Consider the following 23899-nt stretch of genomic DNA (forward strand, 5'->3'; position numbering starts at 1 on the left):
TTGACGCATGTTCATCTTCAATCCCGGGGATACCGGCGGTAACGTCCGGCCACACCCCCGTCGGTAGGAGCCGCCATGCCTCGGCGCACCCCACGTAACTTGCTCGACAGACTGAGAACTCCCGGCAGATTCCCCGGGTTCCTGAAGGCCGCATCCGTATGCGCCCTCATTGCCGCCCTTTTGTCTCCTCTTGCCCAGGGGACCGCCACGGCCGCGACCGCCTCGAACGACTACTGCGGCGGCCAGTGCTCGGACATCCTCCCGGCCGGCGAGAACGGCAACGCGACCCTCGCCCAGATCCTCCTGAACCAGGCCTTCGGTTCCCAGCCCGCGCACGCCGAGGACCAGCTCGGCCCCTACGCCAACCTGGCCACGGGCGCTTCCACGCTCACCGACGCGAAGATCAACACCTTCTTCAACGACGCCTCGTTCGGGGTCCCCGCCGCCAACGTCGCCTCGACCGAGAACCCCAGCGGCCGGACCGATGTGACCATCGTCCGCGACAAGGCGACCGGTGTGCCGCACATCACAGGCACCACGCGCTACGGCACCGAGTACGGCGCCGGCTACGCGGCGGCCGAGGACCGGCTCTGGCTGATGGACGTCTTCCGGCACGTCGGACGCGGCCAGCTGACCACCTTCGCCGGCGGCGCGAGCTCCAACCAGGGCCTTGAGCAGGAGTTCTACCGCAACGCCCCCTACTCCGAGGCCGAGCTCCAGTCCCAGATCGACAACGCCGTCGCCAACAACGGCGCCCGCGGCCAGCAGGCCCTCGCCGACGCCAACGCCTACCTGGCCGGCATCAACGCCTACATCGACGCCTCGGACAGCGGCCGTTACTTCCCCGGCGAGTACGTCCTCACCGGTCACAAGGACTCGATCACCAACGCCGGCACCATCGACCACTTCAAGATCACCGACCTGGTCGCGCTGGCCTCCGTCATCGGCTCGCTCTTCGGCTCCGGCGGCGGCGGCGAGGTCAACAACGCCATCTCGCTGCTCGCCGCCCAGGAGAAGTACGGCGTGACCGAGGGCACCAAGGTCTGGGAGTCCTTCCGCGAACGCAACGACCCCGAGGCCGTCCTCACCGTCCACAACGGCGAGAGCTTCCCCTACGGCACCAAGCCCACCACCGCGCTTGGCGAGGCCCTGCCGGACGCCGGTTCGGTGACGACCGAGCCGCTCGTCTACGACGCCACCGGCACCGGCGCCGACCAGAGCGCCTCCGCCGCCTCCGCCGCGGCGACCGCCACCGCCCTCAGCTCCGCCAAGCGCGGGATGTCCAACGCCCTTGTGGTGAGCGGCAAGTACACCGCGAGCGGCCACCCGATCGCCGTCTTCGGACCCCAGACCGGTTACTTCGCACCGCAGTTGCTGATGCTCCAGGAGATCCAGGGCCCGGGCATCAGCGCCCGCGGCGCGTCCTTCGCCGGCCTGAGCATGTACGTCGAACTCGGCCGCGGCCAGGACTACTCGTGGTCCGCCACCACCTCCGGCCAGGACATCATCGACACCTACGCCGTCGAACTCTGCACGGACGACTACCACTACCTCTTCCACGGCACCTGCACGGCCATGGACGAGATCGAGCAGAAGAACTCCTGGACGCCCACCACGGCCGACGGCACCGCGGCCGGGTCGTACACGATGAGAGTGTGGAAGACCAAGTACGGGCCCGTCGAATACAGAGCGACCGTCGGCGGGAAAAAGGTCGCCTACACCACCCTGCGCTCCTCCTACATGCACGAGGCCGACTCGATCATCGGCTTCCAGATGCTCAACGACCCGGACTACGTGAAGAGTCCACAGACCTTCCAGACCGCGGCCCAGCACATCAACTTCACGTTCAACTGGTTCTACGCCGACTCCCAGCACACCGCGTACTACAACAGCGGCAACAACCCGGTGCGGGCCAGCGGCGTCGACCCCGAGTTCCCGGTCTGGGGCCAGGCCGCCTACGAGTGGCAGAACTGGGACCCCACCACCAACACCTCCGACTACACCCCGGCCTCCGCGCACCCCAACTCCATCGACCAGGACTACTACATCTCCTGGAACAACAAACAGGCCCTCGACTACACGACGGCCAGCTGGGGCGACGGGTCCGTCCATCGCGGCAACCTCCTCGACGACCGGGTGAAGAAACTCGTCGCGGCCGGCGGCGTCACCAGATCCTCGCTGGTGAAGGCCATGTCGGACGCCTCGCTCACCGACCTGCGCGCCGAGGACGTCCTGCCCGACCTGCTGAAGGTCGTCAACAGCAGCACGGTCACCGACACCACCGCGGCGGCGGCCGTCACCAAGCTGCAGACCTGGCTGACCGCGGGCGGCAAACGCACGGAGACCTCGGCCGGGTCCAAGACCTACGCCAACTCCGACGCCATCCGGATCCTGGACGCCTGGTGGCCGCTGCTGGTGAAGGCCGAGTTCCAACCCGGCCTCGGTGACAGCCTGTACACCGCGTTCACCAACAACCTGTACATCGACGAGACCCCGTCCGCCGCCCACGGCCCGACCGGGTCGCACGCCGGCAGCTCCTTCCAGTACGGCTGGTGGAGCTACGTCGACAAGGACATCCGGTCGGTGCTCGGACAGACCGTGTCGGGACCGCTCGCCGAGCAGTACTGCGGCGGCGGCAGCCTCAGCGCCTGCCGGGACATCCTCATCAGCACCCTGAAGACGGCGGCCGGCACCAGCGCGTCCACCGTCTACCCCGGGGACTCCCTGTGCTCGGCGGGCGACCAGTGGTGCGCCGACTCGATCGTCCAGCGCACCCTGGGCGGCATCAAGCACTACAACATCAGTTGGCAGAACCGGCCCACCTTCCAGCAGGTGGTGGAGTACACGTCACACCGGTGACGCCGTAGCGGCGGTGGGCCGGCCGATCCGGCCCGCCGCCAGCACCACCCGGGCCAGCTCCGGGTGCACGATGTCGCTGTGCGCCCCACTCGGGGCGCCACCGTGGCACACCACCGCGCACGCGTCGACGTTCACACAACCCGACGTGGGCAGCGGCGAGTCGAGAGCCTCCGCCAAGGTCAGCGCCAGAGTGCCGGGCACCGCCTGCACCCCGTCATGACCCATCGCGCCCCACTTGTCGCCCAGCACCCGGCCGATGTCGAACGCGGCGAACGAGCGGTCGTCGTCCGCCATCCGCGAGGCCAGCGGATAGATCGTGCCGAGCGCCGAGTCGAAGTGCGAGTAGCAGCACACCAGCGGACCGTCGACCCGGTTCTGCTGCCCCTGGAGCACACCCCCGGTCCGCGCGTCGTCCGGCAGCCGGGACGCGAACGCGTAGTGCGAGAAGGCCCCTTGGAGCAGTGTCACCGACTTGACCGAGTGCACCCCCTCGGGCAGACCCCGCAGCGCGAACGACACCAGGCGCCCGCCGAAACTGTGCCCCACCAGATGCACTCGCACCTCCGGCGCCACCCCCGCGAGCCGCCCGATCGCCGGACCGAGCCCCCGCTCGCCGACCGTGCCCGCCCGCCGCTTCATCGCGTAGTACGCCGCCTGCCGCAGCAGCTCCCGCGCCCCCTTCCAGGGGTTCGGCAGCGTGAACTCCGCGGTGGCGCCCGGAGGTTGGGGCGCCGCGAGCTGCTCCAGGGCCTGCGCGAACTGGTCGCACACCTCGGCCGCGCAGCCGACGGCGAGCATCCGCAGCTCGTCCTGCGGCAGCCCACCCGCCAGCGTGTCCGCGCCGAACTGCGCCTGCGGTCCGGGCGGCACCACCTCCACCAGCGTCCGTACCAGCCGCCCGAACTCCTCCAACTCGGCGTCCTGGGGAGGCTGTTGGTCCAGCATGCGGGCGATCTGGTCGATCAATGTCGCGTTCCCCGGGAAGGCGTCCAGGAGGGTGTGCCGGGTGTCGTCGTCGAGCGCCGGAGCCGTCGCGGCCGCCGTCGGCCCGGCCACGGCGGCCGGTGTGTGCGGGAAGTCCGGGACCGGCTGGTCCGGGAACTCCATCGATGGCCAGATCACGCCCACGTACCCGATGCGGGCCTTCGGCGCGAGCTTCGGAATCGGTGCGAAGAAGCGGCTGTAGAGCTGCGTGGCACCGGCGCGTCGACTGTTCCAGCCGTGCGAGAACACGATCAGGTCACCGACCCCGCGCTGCCGCACTTCACGCAGCAGACGATCGCATTCCGCCTGGTCGACGTCCCCGTCGGCGTCGAAGGTCAACTCCCAGTACGGGCTCACACTCATCGCCGGATCCGCCATGACCGGCCTCCTCGTCCCCCGGAGCGGTTTGATGTGGGCGCATCGTCCCGCTACCGGTGAAGATTGGCCATACGTCACGAGTCACTTGTAGAGGAGGTATTCAGTTCGAATCCCCCGGAACACCCTCAACTCCTCCTGCCACTGCGCCACCACCTCGTCGGTGTCCGCGCCCGCGTCGATCGCCGTCCGCACCCGCGCCGACCCGGTGAGGTCGTCGATCCAGTGGTCCGAGCGCCAACCGAAGCCGCTCCAGACCTTCTTGGCGGTCACCAGCAGCGCGATCCCGGTCCGCACGGGGTCGTAGGCGGCCCGGTCGTGCACATGGATCTGTACCCCGCCGACCGTCTTCCCCTGGAACTTGGAGAACGTCGGCGCGAAGTACGCCTCCCTGAAGTGCACACCGGGCAGAGTGAGTTGGTTCACCGCCGCCGCCCATCGGCCGTCGATGCCCTCCGCACCCAGCAGTTCGAAGGGGCGGGTGGTGCCGCGCCCCTCGGACAGGTTCGTCCCCTCGAAGAGACACGTCCCCGAGTACACGAGCGCCGTGTCCGGCGTCGGCATGTTGGGGCTCGGCGGCACCCACGGCAGCGACCAGGCGTCGTAGAACTCCGACCGCTGCCAGCCCGTCATCGGTACGGTCTCCAGCTGGACGGGTGTCTTCAGGAACTCCCCGTTGAACAGCCCGGCCAGCTCCGCCACCGTCATCCCGTGCGCCTGCGCGATCGGCTGCCGGCCGATGAACGTCGCGAACTCCCGGTGCAGGACCGGGCCTTGGGCGGTGCGGCCGGTCACCGGGTTCGGGCGGTCGAGCACGACGAAGCGTTTGCCGGCGAGCCGGGCCGCCTCCATGCAGTCGTAGAGGGTCCAGATGTAGGTGTAGAAGCGGGCGCCCACGTCCTGGATGTCGAAGACCACGGTGTCCACGCCGGAGGTCGTGAAGATGTCGGCGAGGGGTTGGCCGCTCTTCAAGTACGTGTCGTAGACGGGGAGTCTGGTCGCCGGGTCGGTGTGGTGGCCCTCGGAGCCGCCCGCCTGCGCGGTGCCCCGGAAGCCGTGTTCGGGGCCGAAGACCGCGGTGAGGTTCACATGGGGGCTGGCGTGCATGACGTCGACGATGTGGTGGGCGTCTCTGGTGATGCCGGTGGGGTTGGTGACGATGCCGGTTCGCCGGCCGCCGAGCTGGGCGTAGTCGTGTGCGGCGAGTTGTTCGAAGCCGGTGCGCAGTGCTGTTTTCCTGGGTTGTGCTGGAGTGAGCGTCGCCGCCGGGGCCGCTGCCAGGAGAGCTCTTCTGGTGAGGGACATATCGGCACCGTAGGGGCCGCGGCCGGTTGAGAAGGCGCAAGACACCTGCCCTTCCGGTCCTACATACCGACCGGTTAGTCTGGCCATGCAGTGGAGCCGCAGTCGAAGGAGACCGATGGTGGAAGCCGTTCAGGGTGCCGGGGTAGTCGTCACGGGGGCCGGGGGTGGCATCGGCGCTGCGCTCGCGCGGCGGTTCGCCGCCGAGGGGGCTCGGGTCGTCGTCAATGACCTGGACGGTGACCGGGCGAAGGCCGTCGCCGACGAGATCGGCGGGATCGCCGTGCCGGGGGACGCCTCCGCCGTTGTCGGTGAAGCCCGGGACGCTCTCGGTGGGACCGTCGACATCTACTGCGCCAACGCCGGACTCGGCTCCGGTGGGTCCGAAGCCGCAGGTGAGCAGGTGTGGGCGCAGGCCTGGGACGTCAATGTGATGGCTCATGTGCGGGCCGCGGAGGCCTTGATCCCGGGGTGGCTGGAGCGGGGCGGCGGGCGGTTCGTGTCCACCGTGTCGGCCGCCGGGCTGCTCACCATGATCGGGGCCGCGCCCTACAGCGTCACCAAGCACGGTGCGTACGCCTTCGCCGAGTGGCTGTCGCTGACGTACCGGCACCGGGGGATCAAGGTCCACGCCATCTGTCCCCAGGGCGTCCGCACCGACATGCTGGCCGCCACCGGCAGCGCGGGCGACCTGGTGCTCCAGCCGACCGCGATCGAGCCCGACGCCGTGGCGGACGCTCTGATGGCCGGGATCGAGGAGGAGCGCTTCCTGATCCTGCCGCACCCCGAGGTCGCCGGGTACTACCAGCTCAGGGCCGCCGAACCGGACCGCTGGCTGACCACCATGAACCACATCCAGCAGAAGTGGGAGGCCGGAGAGTGACCGACTCCCGCTATGCCGCACGGCCCTGGATCGGGCTGCTCAACGAGGCCCAGAGCGGACCCGTCAGCCCCGACGACTCGCTGGTGCACGCCCTGCGGCGGATCGTCGCCGAGACGCCCGACCGCACCTTCCTCACCTACTTCGACGGCCGGCTCAGCTACCGCGAGGTCGACGAGCTGAGCGACTCCGTCGCCGGGTACCTGGCCGCGCGGGGTCTTGAGCACGGTGACCGCGTCGCCGTCCTGCTCCAGAACTCGCCGCACTTCGTGCTCGCGCTCCTCGGCGCCTGGAAGGCGGGCGCGATCGTCGTGCCGGTCAACCCGATGTACAAGTCGGGCGAGGTGACCCACGTCCTGCGGGACGGCGAGGTGGCCGCGCTGATCTGCTCGGACCGCGCGTGGGAGTCGTATCTGCGGGACACGGCGGCCGGGTCGCCGGTGCGGATCGTGCTCACCGCGTGCGAGTTGGACTTCCAGACTCGCGACGACGCGCGCGTGCTCACCTTCGAGCGGCTTCCGCGGGCCGAGGACGCGGCGGACCTGGTGGCCGTCGCGAAGGAGGGCCACCAGGCGCCCGACGTGCCCGCCCCGACGCCCTCCGGCATCGCGCTGATCAGCTACACCTCGGGGACCAGCGGCACCCCCAAGGGCGCGACCAACACCCACGGCAACATCCTCTACAACGCCGAACGGCAGCGCACCGGGCTCGGGCTGCCGGACTCGCCCGTGTACTTCGCGATGGCGCCGCTGTTCCACATCACCGGCATGGTGTGCCAGCTCGGTGCCTCGCTCGTCAGCGCGGGCTCGCTGGTGCTGGCGTACCGCTTCGAGAGCGGGGTGGTGCTCGACGCGTTCGCCGAGCACAGGCCGCAGTACACGGTCGGCCCGTCCACCGCCTTCATGGCGCTCGCCGCGCACCCGGGTGCCACCCGCGAGCACTTCGCGTCCTTCCGGAACATCTCCTCCGGCGGCGCGCCGGTACCGCCCGCCCTGGTGGAGAAGTTCCGGGCCGGCTTCGGGCCGTACATCCGCAACGGCTACGGCCTCACCGAGTGCACCGCGCCGTGCGCCTCGGTGCCGCCCCAGCTGGAGGCGCCCGTCGACCCGGCGTCCGGGACACTGGCCGTGGGCGTGCCGGGACCCGACACCGTCGTACGGATCCTCGACGACCAGGGCGACGAGGTCCCCTTCGGGGAGCAGGGCGAGATCGTCGTACGCGGGCCGCAGGTCGTGCCCGGGTACTGGCGGCGCCCCGAGGCCACCGCCGAGACCTTCCCGGACGGTGAACTGCGCACCGGCGACATCGGGTTCATGGATCCCGAGGGCTGGCTGTACGTCGTCGACCGCAAGAAGGACATGATCAACGCGTCCGGCTTCAAGGTGTGGCCGCGCGAGGTCGAGGACGTCCTCTACACCCACCCTGCGGTGCGCGAGGCGGCCGTCGTCGGGGTGCCCGACGGGTATCGCGGCGAGACCGTGAAGGCGTACATCAGTCTCCGCCCGGGCGCCGAAACCGACCCGGATGAATTCGCCGTGTACTGCAAGGAGAGACTGGCCGCCTACAAATACCCGCGCCAGGTGGAGATCCTGCCCGAGCTGCCGAAGACGGCAAGTGGGAAGATCCTCCGGCGGGAACTGCGTTCCCGGTCGCACGACAGCGAGTGAACACCTAGGAAAGGCAGGTGGCGGCAGTGCCCAGGACGACCGACGGAGACGGGGCTCCCGTCCCGCAGCGGCTGCTGGCCGCCGCCACCCGGCTCTTCGCCGAGCAGGGCTACGACCGCACCTCGGTGCAGGAGATCGTCGAGGCGGCGGGGGTCACCAAGGGGGCGCTGTACCACTACTTCGGCTCCAAGGACGACCTCCTGCACGAGGTGTACGCGCGCGTGCTGCGCCTTCAGCAGGAGCGCCTCGAGGTGTTCGCGGGCGCCGACGAGCCGGTGGAGAAGCGGCTGCGGGACGCCGCCGCGGATGTCGTGGTGACGACGATCGACAACCTCGACGACGCGGCGATCTTCTTCCGGTCCATGCACCATCTGAGCCCGGAGAAGAACAAGCAGGTGCGCGCCGAGCGCCGCCGCTACCACGAGCGCTTCCGCGGGCTCGTCGAGGAGGGCCAGCGCGAGGGCGTCTTCTCCACGGCGACCCCGGCTGACCTGGTCGTGGACTACCACTTCGGCTCGGTCCACCACCTGTCGACGTGGTACCGGCCGGGCGGCCCGCTCAGTCCGCAGGAGGTCGCCGACCACCTCGCGGACCTGCTGCTGCGGGCGCTGCGGCCGTAAGTCTACGGTTCGGGAGCCGGGCCCAGCCCCGCCTCCCGGGCCCAGGCCGCCGCCTCCGCGCGGTCCGCCACGCCCAGTTTGGCGAGGACAGCCGACATGTGGTTGCTGACCGTCTTGGGGGACAGGCCCAGCCGGGTGGCCACCGCCGAGTTGGGCTGGCCGTCGGCGATCAGGGCGAGTACGTCCCTCTCGCGCGGCGTGAGTGTCGGGCACGGGTCGGGCCGGTCCGGCGGTCGGCTGAGCTGGCCGAGCACGCGCCGGGCGACACCCGGGCCGAAGATGGCCTCACCGGCGGCCACCGCCCGGATCGCCCGGACGATCTCGTCCTGGCCCGCGCCCTTGAGGACATAGCCCAGGGCGCCCGCCCGCATCGCCGCGAACACCGAGTCGTCCTCCTCGACCATGGTGAGCATCAGCACGGCCACCCGGGGCGCCACCCGGCCGATCTCCCGGGTCGCCTCGATGCCGTTGAGGTCGGGCATCCGGATGTCCATCACCACCACGTGCGGACGCAGGGTCACCGCCGCCCGCACCGCCTCCCGGCCGCTCGCCGCGACCCCGACGACCCGCACCCGCGGGCTCCCGTCCCGCACGGACTCCAGCAGCGCGGCCAGCCCGGTGCGGACCACGGGGTGATCGTCGGCGAGTACGACCCGCAGCGCGTCGGTGTCCTCGTCGTCGCCGGGTGCCCGTCCCCGTCCCGGCACAGTGTCACCGGGTTCCCGTCCCGTCACAGCGCCCCTCCCAGCGGCAGCGTCGCCACCACCCGGCCCTGCCCCGCCACGCACCGGCCGCCCAGCTCCGCCGCGCGCTCCTGCATCGACGTGATGCCCACGCCAGGCGTCCACGCGGTCTCCTCGCCCGCCGGCGAACCGTCGTCGCACACCTCCAGGCGCAGCCCGTCGCCGATCTCGATGCGCAGGTCGACGCGGGAGGCGCGGGCGTGCCGGGCCGCGTTGGTCAGCGCCTCGATCGCGATGCGGTACGCGGCCACCTCGACCGCGGCGGGCAGCGCCGGCAGCCGCTCGGGTGCCTGGACCCGCACCTGGAGTGGGATGCCGTCCGCGCGCCAGGACAGCCGTACCGCGCGTTCCCGCAGCGCGCCCAGCAGCCCCAACTGGTCGAGATCGGGGGGCCGTAGCCCGTCCACCAGTCGGCGCACCTCGGCGACCGCGCCCCCGACCTCGGACCGCAGCTCGGCCAGCAGTACGGCCGCCCGTTCCGGATCGAACGTCAGCAGATTGCGTACCGCGTCCGCCTGGAAGGCCGCTCCGGCGAGGGTCGGTCCGAGCCCGTCGTGCAGATCGCGGCGGATCCGGCGCCGCTCCTCCTCGCGTGCGGCCACGATCCGCTCCCGGGAGTGCTGCAACTGCCGGGTGAGGTCGGTGGCGTGGAGCGCGGCGGCCAGTGGTACGGCGAGCAGTTCGAGTACGGCGAGGTCGGCGGGTGTTGGTTGTTGTTCGCCGGGGCGCAGTCCGATCACCAGGGCGCCTACGGTCCGGCCGTCGTAGTCGAGCGGTATGGCGTGAATGCGTTCGCCCGGCTCGCCCCAACTGCCGTCCGTCACGCCCGACTTCGACTCCACGCACACGTACGGCAGCCGCAGTGCCTCGCCGACCGCCTCGGGGATCGCGTTTACTCCGGTGCCGGCCAGCCGTTCGCCGATGCGGGAGACCGCGCGCACCGGGTCGTGCCGGTCGCCGTACAGGGCGTGGTCGACCGTGCGCTGGAGGAGGCGGCGGGCGGGAGCGAAGGCGAGGGCCAGGGTGACGGTGATCAACGCCGGGCCGAGAAGGGCGGGGTCGGGGTTGAGGAGGGCCTGTACGGAGGTGACGAGGCCGACGTAGGTGACGATCACGCCGACCGTGAGGGTGCCGTAGAGGAGGCTGCGGGAGACGACCAGGCGGATGTCGAGGAGTTCCTCGCGGACCACGGCGATCATGATGGCGGTGGGCAGGAACAGGGTGCAGCACGAGGTGTAGACGGCCGGGAAGCCGAGGATCTGGAGGGCCACGCTCAGTGCCAGCGGGAGCATGCCCGCTATGAGCCACAGGAGTCGGCGGCGGTCCTGTTCGCCGCCGCGCCGGTAGCGGACGGCCATCACGGCGAACACGGCGGCCAGTACCAGGCAGGCCTTGGCGGTCTCGACGTCCCGCAGGACGGGCATCCAGCCGGCCGGCACCGGGAGGTAGGAGGGCTGTGCGGGCGTGCCGCGGAACAGGCCCCAGTCGTCCCGCGCCCAGATCGCGAAGTCCAGGGGGGAGGACAGGAGTTGGGCGGCCAGCGCCCAGCGCCAGCGGCGGTCGGGCAGCCGGCCGTCGGGGAACAGGAAGAACACCAGCACGAACGCCGTGGAGCTGCCGAGGATCCAGGTGTGGCGGCCGACGGTCGTGACCGCGTGCAGGACGTCGGGTGGCCAGCCCAGCCTCAGTCCCTCGACGGCCAGTCCGATCGACATGCCGGTGAACGCGTGGCCCAGACCGTAGGCGATCAGCAGCCAGCCGATGGGGTTGCGGGGGCGGTGCAGCGCGATCACCGTGCCGCAGACCGGATAGGCGAGGCCGACCGCCAGGTCGACGACCATGTCGTAGTGGACCAGGTCCGCGACGGGGACGTCGGCCACCGCCAACGCGGCTGCCCCGACGGCCACTTGGAGTGCCGCCAGCCCCAACAGCGCGTACGCGGCGGCCGTGTGGGGCCGGGTGCGGGTGCGCCCGTCGCGGTCGTCCATGCGTCCCATCGTGGGGGCCCGGCACCCGGGTGTCATGGGAACGCTTCCCGGACCACCCGGGAGAGGTCCCCGGCGTTGCCCGGCGGCTTCCCCTCAACTCCCGGCCGCCGTCGCCGTGATGCTCGTAGCAGCGGAACGGCGGGCGCACCGCCGGGCTGGACGACAGGAAGCAACGGGGGAAACGCCATGTTGTCAACGAAGCGGCGCCTGACGGGTGTTGTGCTGGGATCCGTGCTCGCTCTCGGTGGTACGGCGGCGGTGCCGGCCGCCGCGCAGACACCGGCGCGGGCCGGGTGCGGTATCGCGGTGAACGAGCCGCACATCTACCAGCGTTGGAGCGCGCTCGGCGGGGGCGGTGGGTGGCTGGGCTGTCCGACCAGCTACACCAAGGACGTGTACCTGAACGGCGCCTACGCCGGGAAGCGCCAGTACTTCACCTACGGCACCGCCACCTGGTCGCCGCGCCAGGGCTCGAACATGGTCGTCGCCGCGTGGGAGGACCGCGGCTACGCCTACTTCAACTGGGGTACGACGGCTCCGGAGCACCACTACGACTCGTTCCTGGTCCGCTGGACGAGTGCCTCCGACCCCGGGGGTACCCAGCGGGAGTTCGGCGGGGGGACGGGCGGACGGATCCGGGTGCGGGAGCAGAACACCGGAGCCTATGTCTTCGTCGTCGAGGGCTGTGACATCGGCGTCTTCGGGCACAGCTGCAAGCAGGGCTGGACGCTGAGGGCGAGCACGCCCAACTGACCATCACCTCGGGGGGAATGGGCTGGAGGGGGTGCGTTCACCTCTTCCAGCCCATTCGTTGTGCTACAGGTACTTCTTCAACTCCCGGCGGGCGAGAGACCGTTGGTGCACCTCGTCCGGGCCGTCGGCCAGCATCAATGTGCGGGCGCTCGCGTACAGCTCCGCCAGCGGGAAGTCCTGGCTGACACCGCCCGCGCCGTGCAGCTGGATCGCCTTGTCGAGGATGCCGACGACCGTGCGGGGCGTGGCGATCTTGATGGCCTGGATCTCCGCGTGGGCGCCCTTGTTGCCGACGGTGTCCATCATCCAGGCCGTCTTCAGGACCAGCAGCCGCAGTTGCTCGACGGCTACCCGGGCGTCCGCGATCCAGTTGTGGACGACGCCCTGTTGGGCGAGTGCCTTGCCGAACGCGACGCGGGAGACGGCCCGTTGGCACATCAGCTCGATCGCCCGCTCGGCCATGCCGATCAGCCGCATGCAGTGGTGGATACGGCCCGGGCCCAGTCGCGCCTGGGCGATGGCGAAGCCGCCGCCCTCCTCGCCGATCAGGTTCGTCGCCGGCACGCGCGCGTGGTCGAAGACCACCTCGGCGTGGCCGCCGTGCGAGTGGTCCTCGTAGCCGAAGACCTGCATCGCGCGCTTGACCGTGACGCCGGGAGTGTCGCGCGGGACCAGGATCATCGACTGCTGGCGGCGGATGTCGGGCCCGTTCGGGTCTGTCTTGCCCATCACGATGAAGATCTTGCAGTCCGGGTTCATCGCCCCGGAGATGTACCACTTGCGGCCCGTGACGACGTAGTCGTCGCCGTCCCGCTCGATGAGCGTGGTGATGTTGGTGGCGTCCGAGGAGGCCACCTCGGGTTCCGTCATCGCGAATGCCGAGCGGATCTCGCCTGCCAGCAGCGGCTCCAGCCATTGCTTTTTCTGTTGTTCGTCGCCGAACTGGTGCAGCACCTCCATGTTGCCGGTGTCCGGCGCCGCGCAGTTCAGCGCGGTGGGCGCCAAGTGCGGGGAGCGGCCGGTGATTTCGGCGAGGGGGGCGTACTGGAGGTTGGTCAGGCCGGCGCCGTACTCGGCGTCCGGGAGGAACAGGTTCCAGAGGCCCTGGGTGCGGGCTTCTGCTTTCAACTCTCCTACTACCGCGGGGGTGTCCCAGGGGGAGGCGAGTCGGGCGCGTTGCTCCTCCGCCACCGGTTCGGCCGGGTAGACGTAGTCGTCCATGAAGGCCAGGAGCTTGGCGCGCAGTTCCTCGGTGTGTGCGTCGAACGCGAAGTCCATGGTGGATCAGCCTTCCTGAAGGGTGGTCAGGCCGTGCTCGATGAAGACGGGGACCAGCTCGCCGATGCGGTCGAAGCCTCGGCCGACCGTCTGGCCCAGGGTGTAGCGGTAGTGGATGCCCTCCAGGATCACGGCGAGCTTGAACCACGCGAACGCCGTGTACCAGGCGACCGACGACACGTCGCGCCCCGAGCGCGCGGCGTACCGCTCGACCAGCTCGGCCGGTGCGGGGTGGCCGGGGGCCGAAGCGGTGGTGGAGATCGGGGAGTTGGGCAGTTCCAGCGGGATGCTGTACATCACCAGCAGGCCCAGGTCCGTGAGGGGGTCGCCGAGTGTCGACATCTCCCAGTCGAGGATCGCCTTGATCTTGTCGTCCTTGCCGATGAGGACGTTGTCCAGGCGGTAGTCGCCGTGTACGACCGTGGGGGTGGGGGAGGTGGGGAGTCGGCGGCCGAGTGCCGCGTGCAGCTCCTCGACGCCGGGCAGCTCGCGGTTGCGGGATGCCGCCAACTGCTTGCCCCAGCGGCGGAGTTGGCGGTCCAGGAAGCCCTCGGGGCGGCCGAAGTCCGCGAGGCCGACCTCGGTGGGGTCCACCGCGTGCAACTCGACCAGGGTGTCGACCAGTTCGAGGACCGCGCCCCGGGTCCGCTCCGGGCCGAGCGGGAGCAGTTCGTCGGCGGTGCGGTACGGGGTGCCCTCGACGAACTCCATGACGTAGAAGGGCGCGCCGAGCACGTCGTCGTCCTCGCAGAGGAGTACGGGGTTCGGCACCGGTACGTCGGTGGGGTGGAGGGCGCTGATCACCCGGTGCTCGCGCTTCATGTCGTGCGCGGTGGCCAGGACGTGGCCCAGCGGGGGGCGTCGTACGACCCACTTGGTGGTGGAGTCGGTGACCGCGTAGGTGAGGTTCGACCGTCCGCCCTCGATCAGCCGGCCGGACAGGGGGCCGGTGACCAGACCGGGCCGCTCGCGGTCGAGCAGACCGCGCAGCCGGTCGAGATCGAGTCCGGGCGGGTGGTCGGGGCTCATACATCACTCCTGTGAATGGACGAACGGGTCGCACACCATCATGCCGACCGGTCGGTATGTCGTCCAGTGGGGGAGCGAAACGTGACCGGGGCCACGAGGGGTCATGAAGGGCCACGATAGGCCGACAGCTCCCCGCGTGGGGCGGCGGGGAGCTGTGTGGGACGCGTTCAGGCCGAGCGGGTCGGCTCAGTGGTCGTCCCAGTGGCCGTCGTGCAGGGCGTGGCGGTGGCCGTCGTGGACGTAGTCGACGTGGTCGCCGTGCAGCACGCTGTCGTGGCCGCAGTCCTGGCCGTGCTGGTGGGTGTGCTCCTGGTGGGCGACGTGGCCGCCCGGCTCGCACTCGTCCCAGTGGCCGCCGTGCTCGCGGTGCAGGTGACCGTCGTGCGCGTAGTCGACGTGGTCGCCGTGCGGGACCGGGGCGTGGCCGCAGTCCGGGCCGTGGGTGTGGGTGTGCGCGGAGTGCTCCAGGTGCAGGGTGGTCATGGTGCTCGCCTTCGGAAGTGCGGTCGATGCCGTCGCACAGGCTGCCATGTGAACGCCGCATATCTGGTCATTCCGGTCGCGTGGCGCCGGTGGTGGGTGTCGGGGGCGTGGCGGTACGGCGAGCCCGCCGCGGTTGCGCCCCTCTGGTGTTGTCACAGTGGACGGCGTTGGGACCAGCTAAGCGGCGGGCTCGCCGTACCGCCACGCCCCACTCCCGTTTCGTTGGCGGCTGCGGGTGCGTGGTCCATCCCTGTCGTTCAGTAGACGAGTACCGCCGCGCATACCGCCACGGCCACCGTGCACAGCACTGCCGCCGTGGCGTGTCGGGGGGCGAGGGGTGGGGGTGGTCCGCCTGCTGCGAGTGTGGTGATGCGGCGGTGGGCCACGGTCAGGAAGCCGAGCCAGAGTGCGCAGCAGAGGGAGCAGATGATGACGCCTTCCGCGCTGACTCCGTTGTGCAGTGCCGCCTTTACGGCGAGGACCGCGGCCACCGTGCTCGACAGGGTTGTGCGGCGCCAGGCCAGGCGGGTGCGTTCGGGTTGCAGGCCCGGGTCGCGGTCCGGGGGGCCGGTCATCCTTCCCATCCGGCCAGTACGACGATGACCATTGCTACGGCTACGATCGCCACCGCGATGCTGAGCAGTGCGGGGAAACGGGATACGGGCAGGTCCTTGCCCTGGCGCATCGCCCGTTCGCAGCGGACCCAGTGGTTGACCGCGCGCAATGAGCACAGGACGCCCGCCGCGAGGAGTGCGAGGGCCAGGCCTACGCGCCAGGCCCAGCGCAGGTCCGGCAGGAACTGGTCTACCGCGAAGCCTCCGCCGATCAGTGCGAGCGCGGTGCGCAGCCAGGCCAGGAAGGTGCGTTCGTTGGCCAGCGAGAAGCGGTAGTCGGGGGTGCCGCCCTCCTCGCTGATCTCCTGAGGCGCGAACCACAGCCGGACGTTCCGTGCGAAATCGATCACGGGAGCGAGCCTATCCGGCCGTCTTGGAGTGGTACTCCTTGAGTCGCTCGTAGGCTGCCAGGCCGTCCGGTACCCATTCCCGCTCGTGCAGGCGCCGTACGATCTCGCCCTCCTCCAGGAAGGCGTGCCAGTCGACCTCCTCTACCTGGGGGCTGACCGGGAGGTCGCAGCGCACCTCGTAGACCGCCGACCACCAGGTCTGGCCGGCGCCGTCGTCGTAGAGGAATTTGAAGAGGAAGCCTGGTTGGGGGAGGCCGGTGACGCCGAGTTCCTCTTCTGCCTCGCGCAGGGCCGCTTCGTCGTAGGACTCGCCCGCGCCCACTACTCCGCCTACGAACATGTCGTAGAGGGAGGGGAAGACCAGTTTGGTGGGGGTTCGGCGGTGGACGAAGACGCGGCCCTGGGCGTCTCGGGTCTGGATGAAGACCGCGCGGTGGCGTAGGCCCCGGGCGTAGGCCTCGCCTCTCGGGGATTGGGCGATGACCTGGTCGTGCTCGTCGACGATGTCCAGGATTTCGTCTGCTGCGCTCATGGCCCCATCCAAACAGAGGAGAGGAAGGGGTCAGCGGGGCTGGAGGTTGAGGGCCGGCTGCGGTTTCGTCGTGCCGCTCGGCATGGCGGGGTGCATGCCCAGGAGCAGGATGCCTACGACGATTCCGGCCAGGCCGACCGCCTCCCAGGCCAGTGCGCCGGTGTCGGTGCGCAACCGGTCGCCCAGGAAGCCCACCCCGCAGATGATCCCGGCCAGTGGCTGGGCCGCGGTGAGGGCGGGGAGCGACATGCGGAGGGGGGCCGTTTCGAATGCGCTCTGGACCAAGACCAGGCCGGTTACGCCGAGCGCCAGTACGCCGTACGGCTGCCAGCCGGTCACTAGTTCGGTGAGGCCGCCCTCCGTGAAGCGCTGGCCGCTGACCCTGGTCAGCGCGTCCTGGACGCCGTAGAGCAGGCCGGCGGCCAGGGCGAGGAGGACCGGGGCCGCGCTGAGGCGGGAGCGTTTGGCGTAGGTCGTGAGGAGGAGGGCGAGGCCCACCATCGCGCCGATGATCAGCCAGTGGCGGAAGGGGTCCGTCACTGGCGTGCCGCTGCGTGGTTCGCCCGCGACGATGAACGTCGTGACACCGCCGGCCAGGAGTGCGAGGCCCGTCCAGCCCTGGCGGCCCAGGGGTTGTCTCGTCTGCTTGCGGGAGAGGGCCAGGGCGAACAGGAGGTTCGTCGCGAGGAGCGGTTCGACCAGGGAGACCTCGCCCTGGGACAGGGCTATCGCGCCCAGCACCATGCCCGCGACCATCAGGGCGATGCCGCCGAGCCAGCGCGGCACCCTCATGAGGTCGAGGAGCAGTCTGGGGGAAAGGAAGTCGCTCAGGGGTGCCTGCTGGGCCGCGTTCTGCTGGAGTACGAACCCGAAGCCGAGGCAACAGGCCGCGCTCACCGAGAGCATCAGAACCAGAACCGACACGCTGCGTACCTCGATCGTTGGGCCGGGCTACGGGATGCGTTGGGGCGACTGTAGCGCCCCGGGGTCCGGCGTGCCCCTGGAAGTTCCCGGAAGCGGGACCGTGCTGCCATGGTCCGCCGCCGCGCGCCCGAGCGCCATGGCGTACGACACATCGGTTACCCGTGAACGCTTGGGAGCGTACCGTCCCGGGTAGGGGTTGTGGCCACAAGTGCCTTTTGCGTGAAGGTAGTTGACAGGAGTAACAGGCGTTCGGCACTTGACGTGAAGTGTTGGCTGGGGGTTTGCTGTGCGTGATCGGCCGATAGCGTGCCGATGTCCCGCAGCGTCGCGTGAGGATCGTGAGGAACTCCCGGGTGTCACCGCCCCCGCCACCCCTCGGACGCCGCCACAAACGAGCGGCCCAGGCATTCGACGCCGCCCTCGACGACGGAGAACTCGTCGCCGCGCGCGCCGCGTTGGCCCAGGGACGCTGGCAGGCGGTGCGCGGGCTGCTCGCCCAGACTGGCGACGAGTGGGATCTGCGCGCCCACCGGGTGACCGTCCTCGCCCTGGAGTCCTACACCGCCGCCTGGGCCCGTGACTGGCTGCTCGCCGAGCCCGAGTCCGCCGACGCCTCCGTCCTGCTCGCCGTCGCCCTCGTCCAGCGTGTGCTGGCGGGCAAGGAGAAGCCCGTCCGCGCCCGCGAGGCCTGCCGTACGGCGGCGGCCCGTGTGCCCGCCGATCCGACGCCCTGGCTCGGATTGCTCCTCCTGGAGCACAGCCTCGGCACCGACGAGGGCGTCGTCCAGCTCTTCGACGAGGTCCGGCACCGGCACGCCGACCATCACCACGCCCACCACCTGATGGTGGCCAGGCTGGCCGAGCGGCGGGCCACCGCGGGCCTCGACCCGCTGCACGAGGTCTACGACTTCGCCTACTGGGCCGCCGAACAGGCCCCGGCCGACTCCCCGCTCGCCATCCTGCCGGTCGTCGCGCACGCCGAGCGCTACCGCGTGCTGGCCGCCGCCGGCCTGGAACCCGCCGACCCGGCCGCCTCCGGGCACTGGGCGGGACGCCGGGCCCGGCAGGTGATGAAGGCCGCCTTCGACTGGTGGCTGGAGTGGGAGCACGAGGGCCATCCGCGCCGCCTGGTCGACCTCAACTTCCTTGCCCACGCGAAGTATTGCGAGGGTCGCAGCGCCGAGGCCGCCGCCCTCTTCCACCGCATCGGGGACCACCCGACCCCGGCCCCCTGGTCCTACCCGGACCGAGACCCGCTCACCGCTTTCCGCACCGCGCGCGACCACGCGCTCGGTACGACGTAACGCCCCCGTACGGACGTATTCGTATCAACGCGCACGTATCAACGCCTTCGTAGCGACCCCGAAAGGACGTTCCCGCCATGACGACGGGCAGTTCCAGTACGAGCAGCGCCACCGCGGACGGCGGCGGCAGCGGCATCAGCACGTTCAGAGGGCAGGAGCGTGCCCTGCGCGCCGACCGCCTCGGCACGGGGGGTCTGCTGCTCTCCGTGCTCGCGGCGACCGCGCCCCTCATGGTGGTCGCGGGTGTCATGCCCACCACATTCGCGGTGATGGGCATCGAAGGGCAGCCGCTGCTTTTCGTTCTCCTCGGCGTTGTCCTGGTCCTGTTCAGCGTCGGCTACGCCGAGATGAGCCGGCACGTCCACAACGCCGGTGCCTTCTACGCCTATATCTCCCGGGGTCTCGGCGGCACCGCCGGTGCGAGCGCGGCCCTGGTGGCGCTCGTCGCGTACAACGCCCTCCAGGTCGGCATCTACGGCATCTTCGGCTTCGAGGTCTCCGGGCTCTTCTCCACCTACGCCGACCTCCAAGTGGCCTGGTGGATACCGGCGTTGGTCGCCGTGGTCGTTGTCGGCGGGCTGGGCTGGCTGAAGATCGACGTCAACGCGCGTGTGCTCGGCGTGCTGCTGATCGTCGAGGTCGCGCTCGTCGTCATTTTTGACATCGCGGCCGTCGCCGACCCGGCCAAGGAGGGACTGTCCCTGCACGCCTTCAACCCCGACACCCTCAGCGGCGCCGGCGTCGGCACCGCCCTGTGCTTCTGCATCGCCGCCTTCCTCGGCTTCGAACAGGCCCCGGTGTACGCCGAGGAGACCAGCCGCCCGCACATCCTGGTGCCGCGCGTGATGTTCCTGGCCGTCAGCGGCGTCGCCGTCTTCTTCGCGCTGAGTTGCTGGGCGATCACTGTCGCGACCGGGCCCTCCCAGGTCGTCGGTGTGTCCCAGAAGCAGAGCGCGGGTCTGCTCTTCTATCTGACCGAGTCCCGGCTCGGCGGCACCTTCACCGACGTGCTCCACGTCCTGTTCGTCACCGGCATGTTCGCGGCCATGCTCAGCTTCCACAACGTCGTCGCCCGCTACGCCTTCGCCATGGGCCGCGAGGGCCTGCTGCCGTCCGCCTTCGGCCGTACGACGGGCTCCAGCGGCGCCCCCGGCACCGGCTCGCTGCTCCAGACCGCCGTCTCCGCCGTGATCGTCATCGTCTTCGCGGTCGCCGACGACAAGCCGACCGGCGACCCGACCGAACCGGTCCTGCACCTGTTCACCTGGTTCGGCAACATCGGCGCCCTCGGCGTGATCCTGCTGATGGCCGCTGCCTCTCTGTCGGTGATCGTCTTCTTCGCCCGCCGCGGCTCCGCCGGTGCCCAGGCCTGGCGGCTGGTCACCTCCGCGCTGTCCGGCATCGCGCTGGTCGTGATCGCCGTCTACACCGTCAAGGACTTCGACGTCCTGGTCGGCGCGGGCCCCGGCTCGTCCCTGAGCTGGATCCTGCCCGGCATCGTCGGCCTCGCCCTGCTCGTCGGCCTGGCCCAGGGGCTGTTCCTGCGCGCCCGCAACCCCGAGGCACACGCCCGCATCGGGCTCGGCAACGAGGCGTTCCAGCTGGACAAGGCGGCCACGGAGGCGCCGTAGGAACCTGTGGCCGAGCTGTCGTTGCTGAGAAGCACGTAAGAAGTGGTTACGGAAGTCTGACGAGCATCCGCGATCCCTGGCCGCGCCGGGGTCGCGGGTGTTCGAATGAATGCGTGAACTCCGAACCAACCGAGTCGCCCGAGCCACCCGGGGAGGAGAAGGAAGCGCAGGGCCGGCCCATCGGCCGCCGTGTCCTTCTCGGCACCCTTGGCCTGGGCGCCCTCGGTGTCGTGTCCGCGCCTGTTCTGCAGAAGGGTATGGACGGGTTCCTGGGCGCCGTCTCCGGCAAGGACCCCACGGGACTGACCGGACTGCTCCCGAACGGCGGCGGCTTCCGCTACTACTCCGTCACCGCGTCCGTGCCGAACCGGAACGCCCAGAACTACCGGCTGACCGTCGACGGCCTGGTCGACAAGCCGGCCACCTACACCCTGGCCGACCTGCGCGCGATGCCGCAGACCCGGCTGGTCAAGGACGTCCAGTGCGTCACCGGCTGGCGGGTCCCCGGGACGCCCTTCGAGGGGGTGCGACTGTCCCGGCTGCTGGACGCCGCGGGAGTGCGCGCCAAGGCCGGGGCGGTCCGCTTCACCTGCTTCGACGGCGCCTACACGGAGAGCCTCACCCTCGACCAGGCCCGGCGCTCCGACATCCTGGTCGCGCTGCGCATGCAGGACAAACCCCTGGGCCACGACCACGGCGGCCCCGTCCGCCTCTACGTCGCCCCCATGTACTTCTACAAGTCCGCGAAGTGGCTCTCCGGCATCACGGTCACCGAGCACGTGAAGCCCGGCTACTGGGAGGACCGGGGCTACGACGTTGACGCCTGGGTCGGCAAGTCGAACGGACGCGACGATGACCCTACGAGCTGAAGCCCACGCCCCCGCCACGGAGCCCTCGTCCAGCGTCCGCCGCTTCGGCCGCACCGAGCGCTGGGTGCACCGGACCACGGCCGCGCTGATGGGCATCTGCGTGGCCACCGCGGCCTGCCTCTACATCCCGGAGTTCGCCGAACTCGTCGGCCGCCGCCAACTCGTCGTCCGCATCCACGAGTTGGCCGGTGTCGCGCTTCCCGTACCCGTCCTCTTCGGCCTCTTCTCCCGGGGCTTCCGCGTCAACCTCGGCTTCCTCAACCGCTTCGGCCCGCACGACCGGGTCTGGCTGCGCGGCGCCCTGATGCGCGACAAACGCCGCTCGGCCCGCCCGGCCGACAAGTTCAACGCCGGCCAGAAGATCTACGCCAACTGGATCGCCGGCGCCAGCCTGGTGATGCTCGGCACGGGTTTGATGATGTGGTTCACCCACCTCACCCCGATCATGTGGCGCACCAGCGCGACCTTCGTCCACGACTGGCTCGCCCTCACCATCGGCATCGTGCTGGGCGGCCACATCGGCATGGCGCTCGGCGACCCGGAGGCGCGGGCGGGACTGCGTACGGGGAAGGTGAGCAGGGAGTGGGCCAAGCGGGAACATCCGCTGTGGAAGCCGTAGGGGGAGAGGGAGTTGATTCCTCGGGGGCTCTGGTTTCGGGCGGCCTGCGGCTGCGGGGTGGTGGGGCTGGCCAGGGGTGAGCGCCCCTGTGCCGGGAACGGCCGGTCCGAGGCGCCGAGGGCGGTGAGGAGGCCGAGTGCCGGCATCGGTCGTAGACGCTCCGCGTCGACTCCCTCCTCCGCCTTGTGCGGTGCCACTGCTGTCCTCCGACCTGATCCGCCGGACAGGCCCGGGGCCCCGGACCGGGGCGGCGGCGTTCACCGCCCCGGTCCGATGACCCCGCTCAGTCTCCGAAGTCCAGCAGCACCTTGCAGGACCGGCTCCGGTCCGCCGCCAGGGCGAATGCCGACTCCGCGTCGCGGACGGGTACCACCGAGCTGACGAGCGCGTCGAACGACGGCTCCACCGCGAGGAGTTGGAGGGCGTCGTCGAACTCCGTGTCGAAGCGGAACGCGCCCCGCAGCTCGATCTCCCGGCTGACGACCAGATTCCCCGCGAAGGGACTCTGTCCCGGCGGCAGCATCCCGAGCTGCACGACCACTCCGCCCCGGCGCACCAGCCGGAGACAGGTGTCGAGTCCGGCCGCCACCCCGGACGCCTCGATGGCCACGTCGACCTCGGACGGCCACCCGGCGTCGTCCGGATCATCGGCCCGTACGGCGGTGTCGGCACCGGCCGCCGTCGCGTAACTCAGCGCCGCCGGAAGGAGATCGGTGACCGTGACGTGTGCCGCGCCGGCCGCCTTCGCCGCCGCGACGACCAGACAGCCGATCGGTCCCGCACCGGTGACCAGCACCCGGCGTCCGGCCACGTCCCCGGCCCGGCGTACGGCGTGCAGGGCGACGGAGAGCGGTTCGGCAAGGGCGGCCCGGCGCAGGTCGAGGCCCGCCGGGACCGGCCTCAACTGGTCTGCGGGGACGGTGACTTGGGCCGCGAAACCGCCCTGTACGTGCGGGAAGCGGGCCGCGCTGCCCAGATACGCGGTGTCCCGGCAGACGTTGCGCCGGCCGTCCGCGCACTCGGGGCAGACCCCGCACGGAGTGGCCGGGTGCACCGCAACCGCCGTACCGGGGGCGGGACCTGAGCCTTCGGGGCCGTAGGACAGGACCGTGCCGACGACCTCGTGGCCGAGCAGCATCGGTTCCTTGAGGCGGAAGTCGCCGACGCCGCCGTGGCGCCAGTAGTGGAGGTCGGAGCCGCAGACGCCGCCGTAGCGGACGGCGACCAGGGCCTGGCCTGGGCCGGGCTCCGGGACCGTCAACTCCTCGACCCTCAGGTCGTCCTGACCATGAATCACACAACCCAGCATGTTCCGGACTCCCGTTCTCTACAGCACGCTCGTCATACCGCCGTCGACGTACAGCACCTGTCCGCTCACGAAGTCCGCGGCGGGGGAGGCCAGGAACAGCACTCCGCCGACCAGGTCCCGTGTGGTGCCCCAGCGTCCGGCCGGGGTCCGCTTGCGCACCCAGGCGCTGAACTCCTCGTCCTGGACGAGAGGTTGGGTCAGTTCCGTCTCGATGTAGCCGGGGCCCAGGCCGTTGACCTGGACGCCGGACGGGCCCCAGTCGGCGCACATGCCCTTGGTGAGCATCTTCAACGCGCCCTTGGTGGCCGCGTACGGCGCGATGCCCGGGCGGACCACCTCGCTCTGCAACGAGCAGATGTTGATGATCTTCCCGTGGCCGCGTTCCGTCATCCGCCGGGCCGCCTCACGGCCGACCAGGAACGCGCTGGTGAGGTTGGTGTCGATGATCCGGTGCCAGTCGGAGTCGGTGAACTCCAGCAGCGGGGCGCGCAGTTGCATGCCCGCGTTGTTGACCAGGATGTCCAGCGGGCCGACCCGGTCTTCGACGTCCTTGATTCCGGCGGCTACTGACGGACCGTCGGTCACGTCGAAGGCCGCCGTGTGGACGTCGCCGGAGAGCTCGGCGGCGGCCTTGGTGAGGCGTTCGCCGTCCCGTCCGTTCAGGACGACCGTGCAGCCGGCCTCCAACAGGCCCTGCGCGAGGGCGAGTCCGATGCCCCGGCTGGAGCCGGTGACCAGGGCCGTACGGCCGCTGATGTCGAAGAGAGGATGACTCATTCCCGTACC

General features: G+C 70.5%; 22 protein-coding genes. 9 read left to right on the plus strand and 13 right to left on the minus strand.

Annotation, left to right across the window (positions count from 1 at the left end; all coding sequences use genetic code 11):
- Positions 1 to 75: 75 nt before the first annotated feature.
- Positions 76 to 2859: a penicillin acylase family protein gene (locus tag ACQHII_RS37650; protein ID WP_427923455.1), complete on the plus strand. Its 2784-nt coding sequence runs from the start codon at positions 76 to 78 to the stop codon at positions 2857 to 2859.
- Here the strand turns inward: ACQHII_RS37650 and ACQHII_RS37655 are convergent.
- On the minus strand, positions 2848 to 4221 hold the full coding sequence (locus ACQHII_RS37655; RefSeq protein ID WP_427923456.1) for a serine-threonine protein kinase: 1374 nt from the start codon (positions 4219 to 4221) through the stop codon (positions 2848 to 2850). The genes ACQHII_RS37650 and ACQHII_RS37655 overlap by 12 nt on opposite strands.
- An 81-nt stretch (positions 4222 to 4302) precedes the next feature.
- Positions 4303 to 5523 (minus strand): exo-beta-N-acetylmuramidase NamZ family protein, encoded by a 1221-nt coding sequence (locus ACQHII_RS37660; protein WP_427923457.1) that lies wholly within the window; start codon positions 5521 to 5523, stop codon positions 4303 to 4305.
- A gap of 115 nt (positions 5524 to 5638) precedes the next feature.
- Here ACQHII_RS37660 and ACQHII_RS37665 point away from each other — a divergent pair, with 115 nt between their 5' ends.
- The 3 genes from ACQHII_RS37665 to ACQHII_RS37675 are packed head-to-tail and all read left to right on the plus strand — an operon-like array spanning position 5639 to position 8687.
- Entirely contained in the window at positions 5639 to 6403 is a 765-nt protein-coding gene (locus ACQHII_RS37665; RefSeq protein ID WP_427923458.1) for an SDR family oxidoreductase, read from the plus strand.
- Positions 6400 to 8067 (plus strand): class I adenylate-forming enzyme family protein, encoded by a 1668-nt coding sequence (locus ACQHII_RS37670; protein WP_427923459.1) that lies wholly within the window; start codon positions 6400 to 6402, stop codon positions 8065 to 8067. Before ACQHII_RS37665 ends, ACQHII_RS37670 begins: the two co-directional genes overlap by 4 nt.
- 26 nt (positions 8068 to 8093) lie before the next feature.
- The gene (locus tag ACQHII_RS37675) at positions 8094 to 8687 is read left to right on the plus strand and encodes a TetR/AcrR family transcriptional regulator (RefSeq protein WP_427923460.1); all 594 of its coding nucleotides are present in this window, start codon (positions 8094 to 8096) and stop codon (positions 8685 to 8687) included.
- Positions 8688 to 8689: 2 nt separating this feature from the next.
- On the opposite strand, the gene ACQHII_RS37680 is transcribed toward ACQHII_RS37675, so the two are convergent.
- Positions 8690 to 9421 (minus strand): response regulator transcription factor, encoded by a 732-nt coding sequence (locus ACQHII_RS37680; protein ID WP_427923461.1) that lies wholly within the window; start codon positions 9419 to 9421, stop codon positions 8690 to 8692.
- A complete protein-coding gene (locus ACQHII_RS37685) occupies positions 9418 to 11418 on the minus strand; it encodes a sensor histidine kinase (protein ID WP_427923462.1) in 2001 nt (666 codons plus the stop codon). Before ACQHII_RS37685 ends, ACQHII_RS37680 begins: the two co-directional genes overlap by 4 nt.
- A 231-nt stretch (positions 11419 to 11649) precedes the next feature.
- Here ACQHII_RS37685 and ACQHII_RS37690 point away from each other — a divergent pair, with 231 nt between their 5' ends.
- Positions 11650 to 12171, plus strand: a complete 522-nt coding sequence (locus ACQHII_RS37690) for a hypothetical protein (protein ID WP_427923463.1) — start codon at positions 11650 to 11652, stop codon at positions 12169 to 12171.
- A 63-nt stretch (positions 12172 to 12234) separates the two neighbouring features.
- Here ACQHII_RS37690 and ACQHII_RS37695 read toward each other — a convergent pair whose 3' ends face one another.
- From ACQHII_RS37695 to ACQHII_RS37725, 7 genes are all read right to left on the minus strand, one after another.
- Positions 12235 to 13449 (minus strand): acyl-CoA dehydrogenase family protein, encoded by a 1215-nt coding sequence (locus ACQHII_RS37695; RefSeq protein WP_427923464.1) that lies wholly within the window; start codon positions 13447 to 13449, stop codon positions 12235 to 12237.
- A gap of 6 nt (positions 13450 to 13455) precedes the next feature.
- A complete protein-coding gene (locus ACQHII_RS37700) occupies positions 13456 to 14478 on the minus strand; it encodes a phosphotransferase family protein (protein ID WP_427923465.1) in 1023 nt (340 codons plus the stop codon).
- A 186-nt stretch (positions 14479 to 14664) separates the two neighbouring features.
- Positions 14665 to 14961: a hypothetical protein gene (locus ACQHII_RS37705; RefSeq protein ID WP_427923466.1), complete on the minus strand. Its 297-nt coding sequence runs from the start codon at positions 14959 to 14961 to the stop codon at positions 14665 to 14667.
- Positions 14962 to 15218: 257 nt separating this feature from the next.
- Positions 15219 to 15536, minus strand: a complete 318-nt coding sequence (locus ACQHII_RS37710) for a DUF202 domain-containing protein (RefSeq protein ID WP_427923467.1) — start codon at positions 15534 to 15536, stop codon at positions 15219 to 15221.
- A complete protein-coding gene (locus tag ACQHII_RS37715; protein ID WP_359608301.1) occupies positions 15533 to 15925 on the minus strand; it encodes a YidH family protein in 393 nt (130 codons plus the stop codon). Before ACQHII_RS37715 ends, ACQHII_RS37710 begins: the two co-directional genes overlap by 4 nt.
- 10 nt (positions 15926 to 15935) lie before the next feature.
- Positions 15936 to 16457 (minus strand): NUDIX domain-containing protein, encoded by a 522-nt coding sequence (locus tag ACQHII_RS37720; protein WP_427923468.1) that lies wholly within the window; start codon positions 16455 to 16457, stop codon positions 15936 to 15938.
- Between the two features lie 30 nt (positions 16458 to 16487).
- Entirely contained in the window at positions 16488 to 17381 is an 894-nt protein-coding gene (locus ACQHII_RS37725) for a DMT family transporter (protein ID WP_427923469.1), read from the minus strand.
- A gap of 353 nt (positions 17382 to 17734) precedes the next feature.
- Between ACQHII_RS37725 and ACQHII_RS37730 the strand changes: the two genes are divergently transcribed.
- The 4 genes from ACQHII_RS37730 (at position 17735) to ACQHII_RS37745 (ending at position 21804) form a co-directional block, all read left to right on the plus strand.
- Positions 17735 to 18685: a hypothetical protein gene (locus ACQHII_RS37730; RefSeq protein ID WP_427923470.1), complete on the plus strand. Its 951-nt coding sequence runs from the start codon at positions 17735 to 17737 to the stop codon at positions 18683 to 18685.
- 77 nt (positions 18686 to 18762) lie between these two features.
- The gene (locus ACQHII_RS37735; protein WP_427923471.1) at positions 18763 to 20316 is read left to right on the plus strand and encodes an APC family permease; all 1554 of its coding nucleotides are present in this window, start codon (positions 18763 to 18765) and stop codon (positions 20314 to 20316) included.
- Between the two features lie 113 nt (positions 20317 to 20429).
- Positions 20430 to 21185, plus strand: a complete 756-nt coding sequence (locus tag ACQHII_RS37740) for a molybdopterin-dependent oxidoreductase (RefSeq protein ID WP_427923472.1) — start codon at positions 20430 to 20432, stop codon at positions 21183 to 21185.
- Entirely contained in the window at positions 21169 to 21804 is a 636-nt protein-coding gene (locus ACQHII_RS37745; RefSeq protein ID WP_427923473.1) for a cytochrome b/b6 domain-containing protein, read from the plus strand. The genes ACQHII_RS37740 and ACQHII_RS37745 overlap by 17 nt, the downstream gene beginning before the upstream one ends.
- Before the next feature lie 283 nt (positions 21805 to 22087).
- Here the strand turns inward: ACQHII_RS37745 and ACQHII_RS37750 are convergent, their stop codons facing one another.
- Both ACQHII_RS37750 and ACQHII_RS37755 read right to left on the minus strand, forming a co-directional pair.
- Positions 22088 to 23113 carry an L-idonate 5-dehydrogenase gene (locus ACQHII_RS37750; protein WP_427923474.1) on the minus strand — a complete coding sequence of 342 codons (1026 nt, stop codon included), beginning with the start codon at positions 23111 to 23113 and terminating at the stop codon, positions 22088 to 22090.
- 18 nt (positions 23114 to 23131) lie between these two features.
- A complete protein-coding gene (locus ACQHII_RS37755; RefSeq protein WP_427923475.1) occupies positions 23132 to 23890 on the minus strand; it encodes an SDR family oxidoreductase in 759 nt (252 codons plus the stop codon).
- Between the last annotated feature and the right edge of the window lie 9 nt (positions 23891 to 23899).

The organism is Streptomyces sp. cg40 (genome assembly GCF_050320165.1).
GTDB classification, from domain to species: domain Bacteria; phylum Actinomycetota; class Actinomycetes; order Streptomycetales; family Streptomycetaceae; genus Streptomyces; species Streptomyces hokutonensis.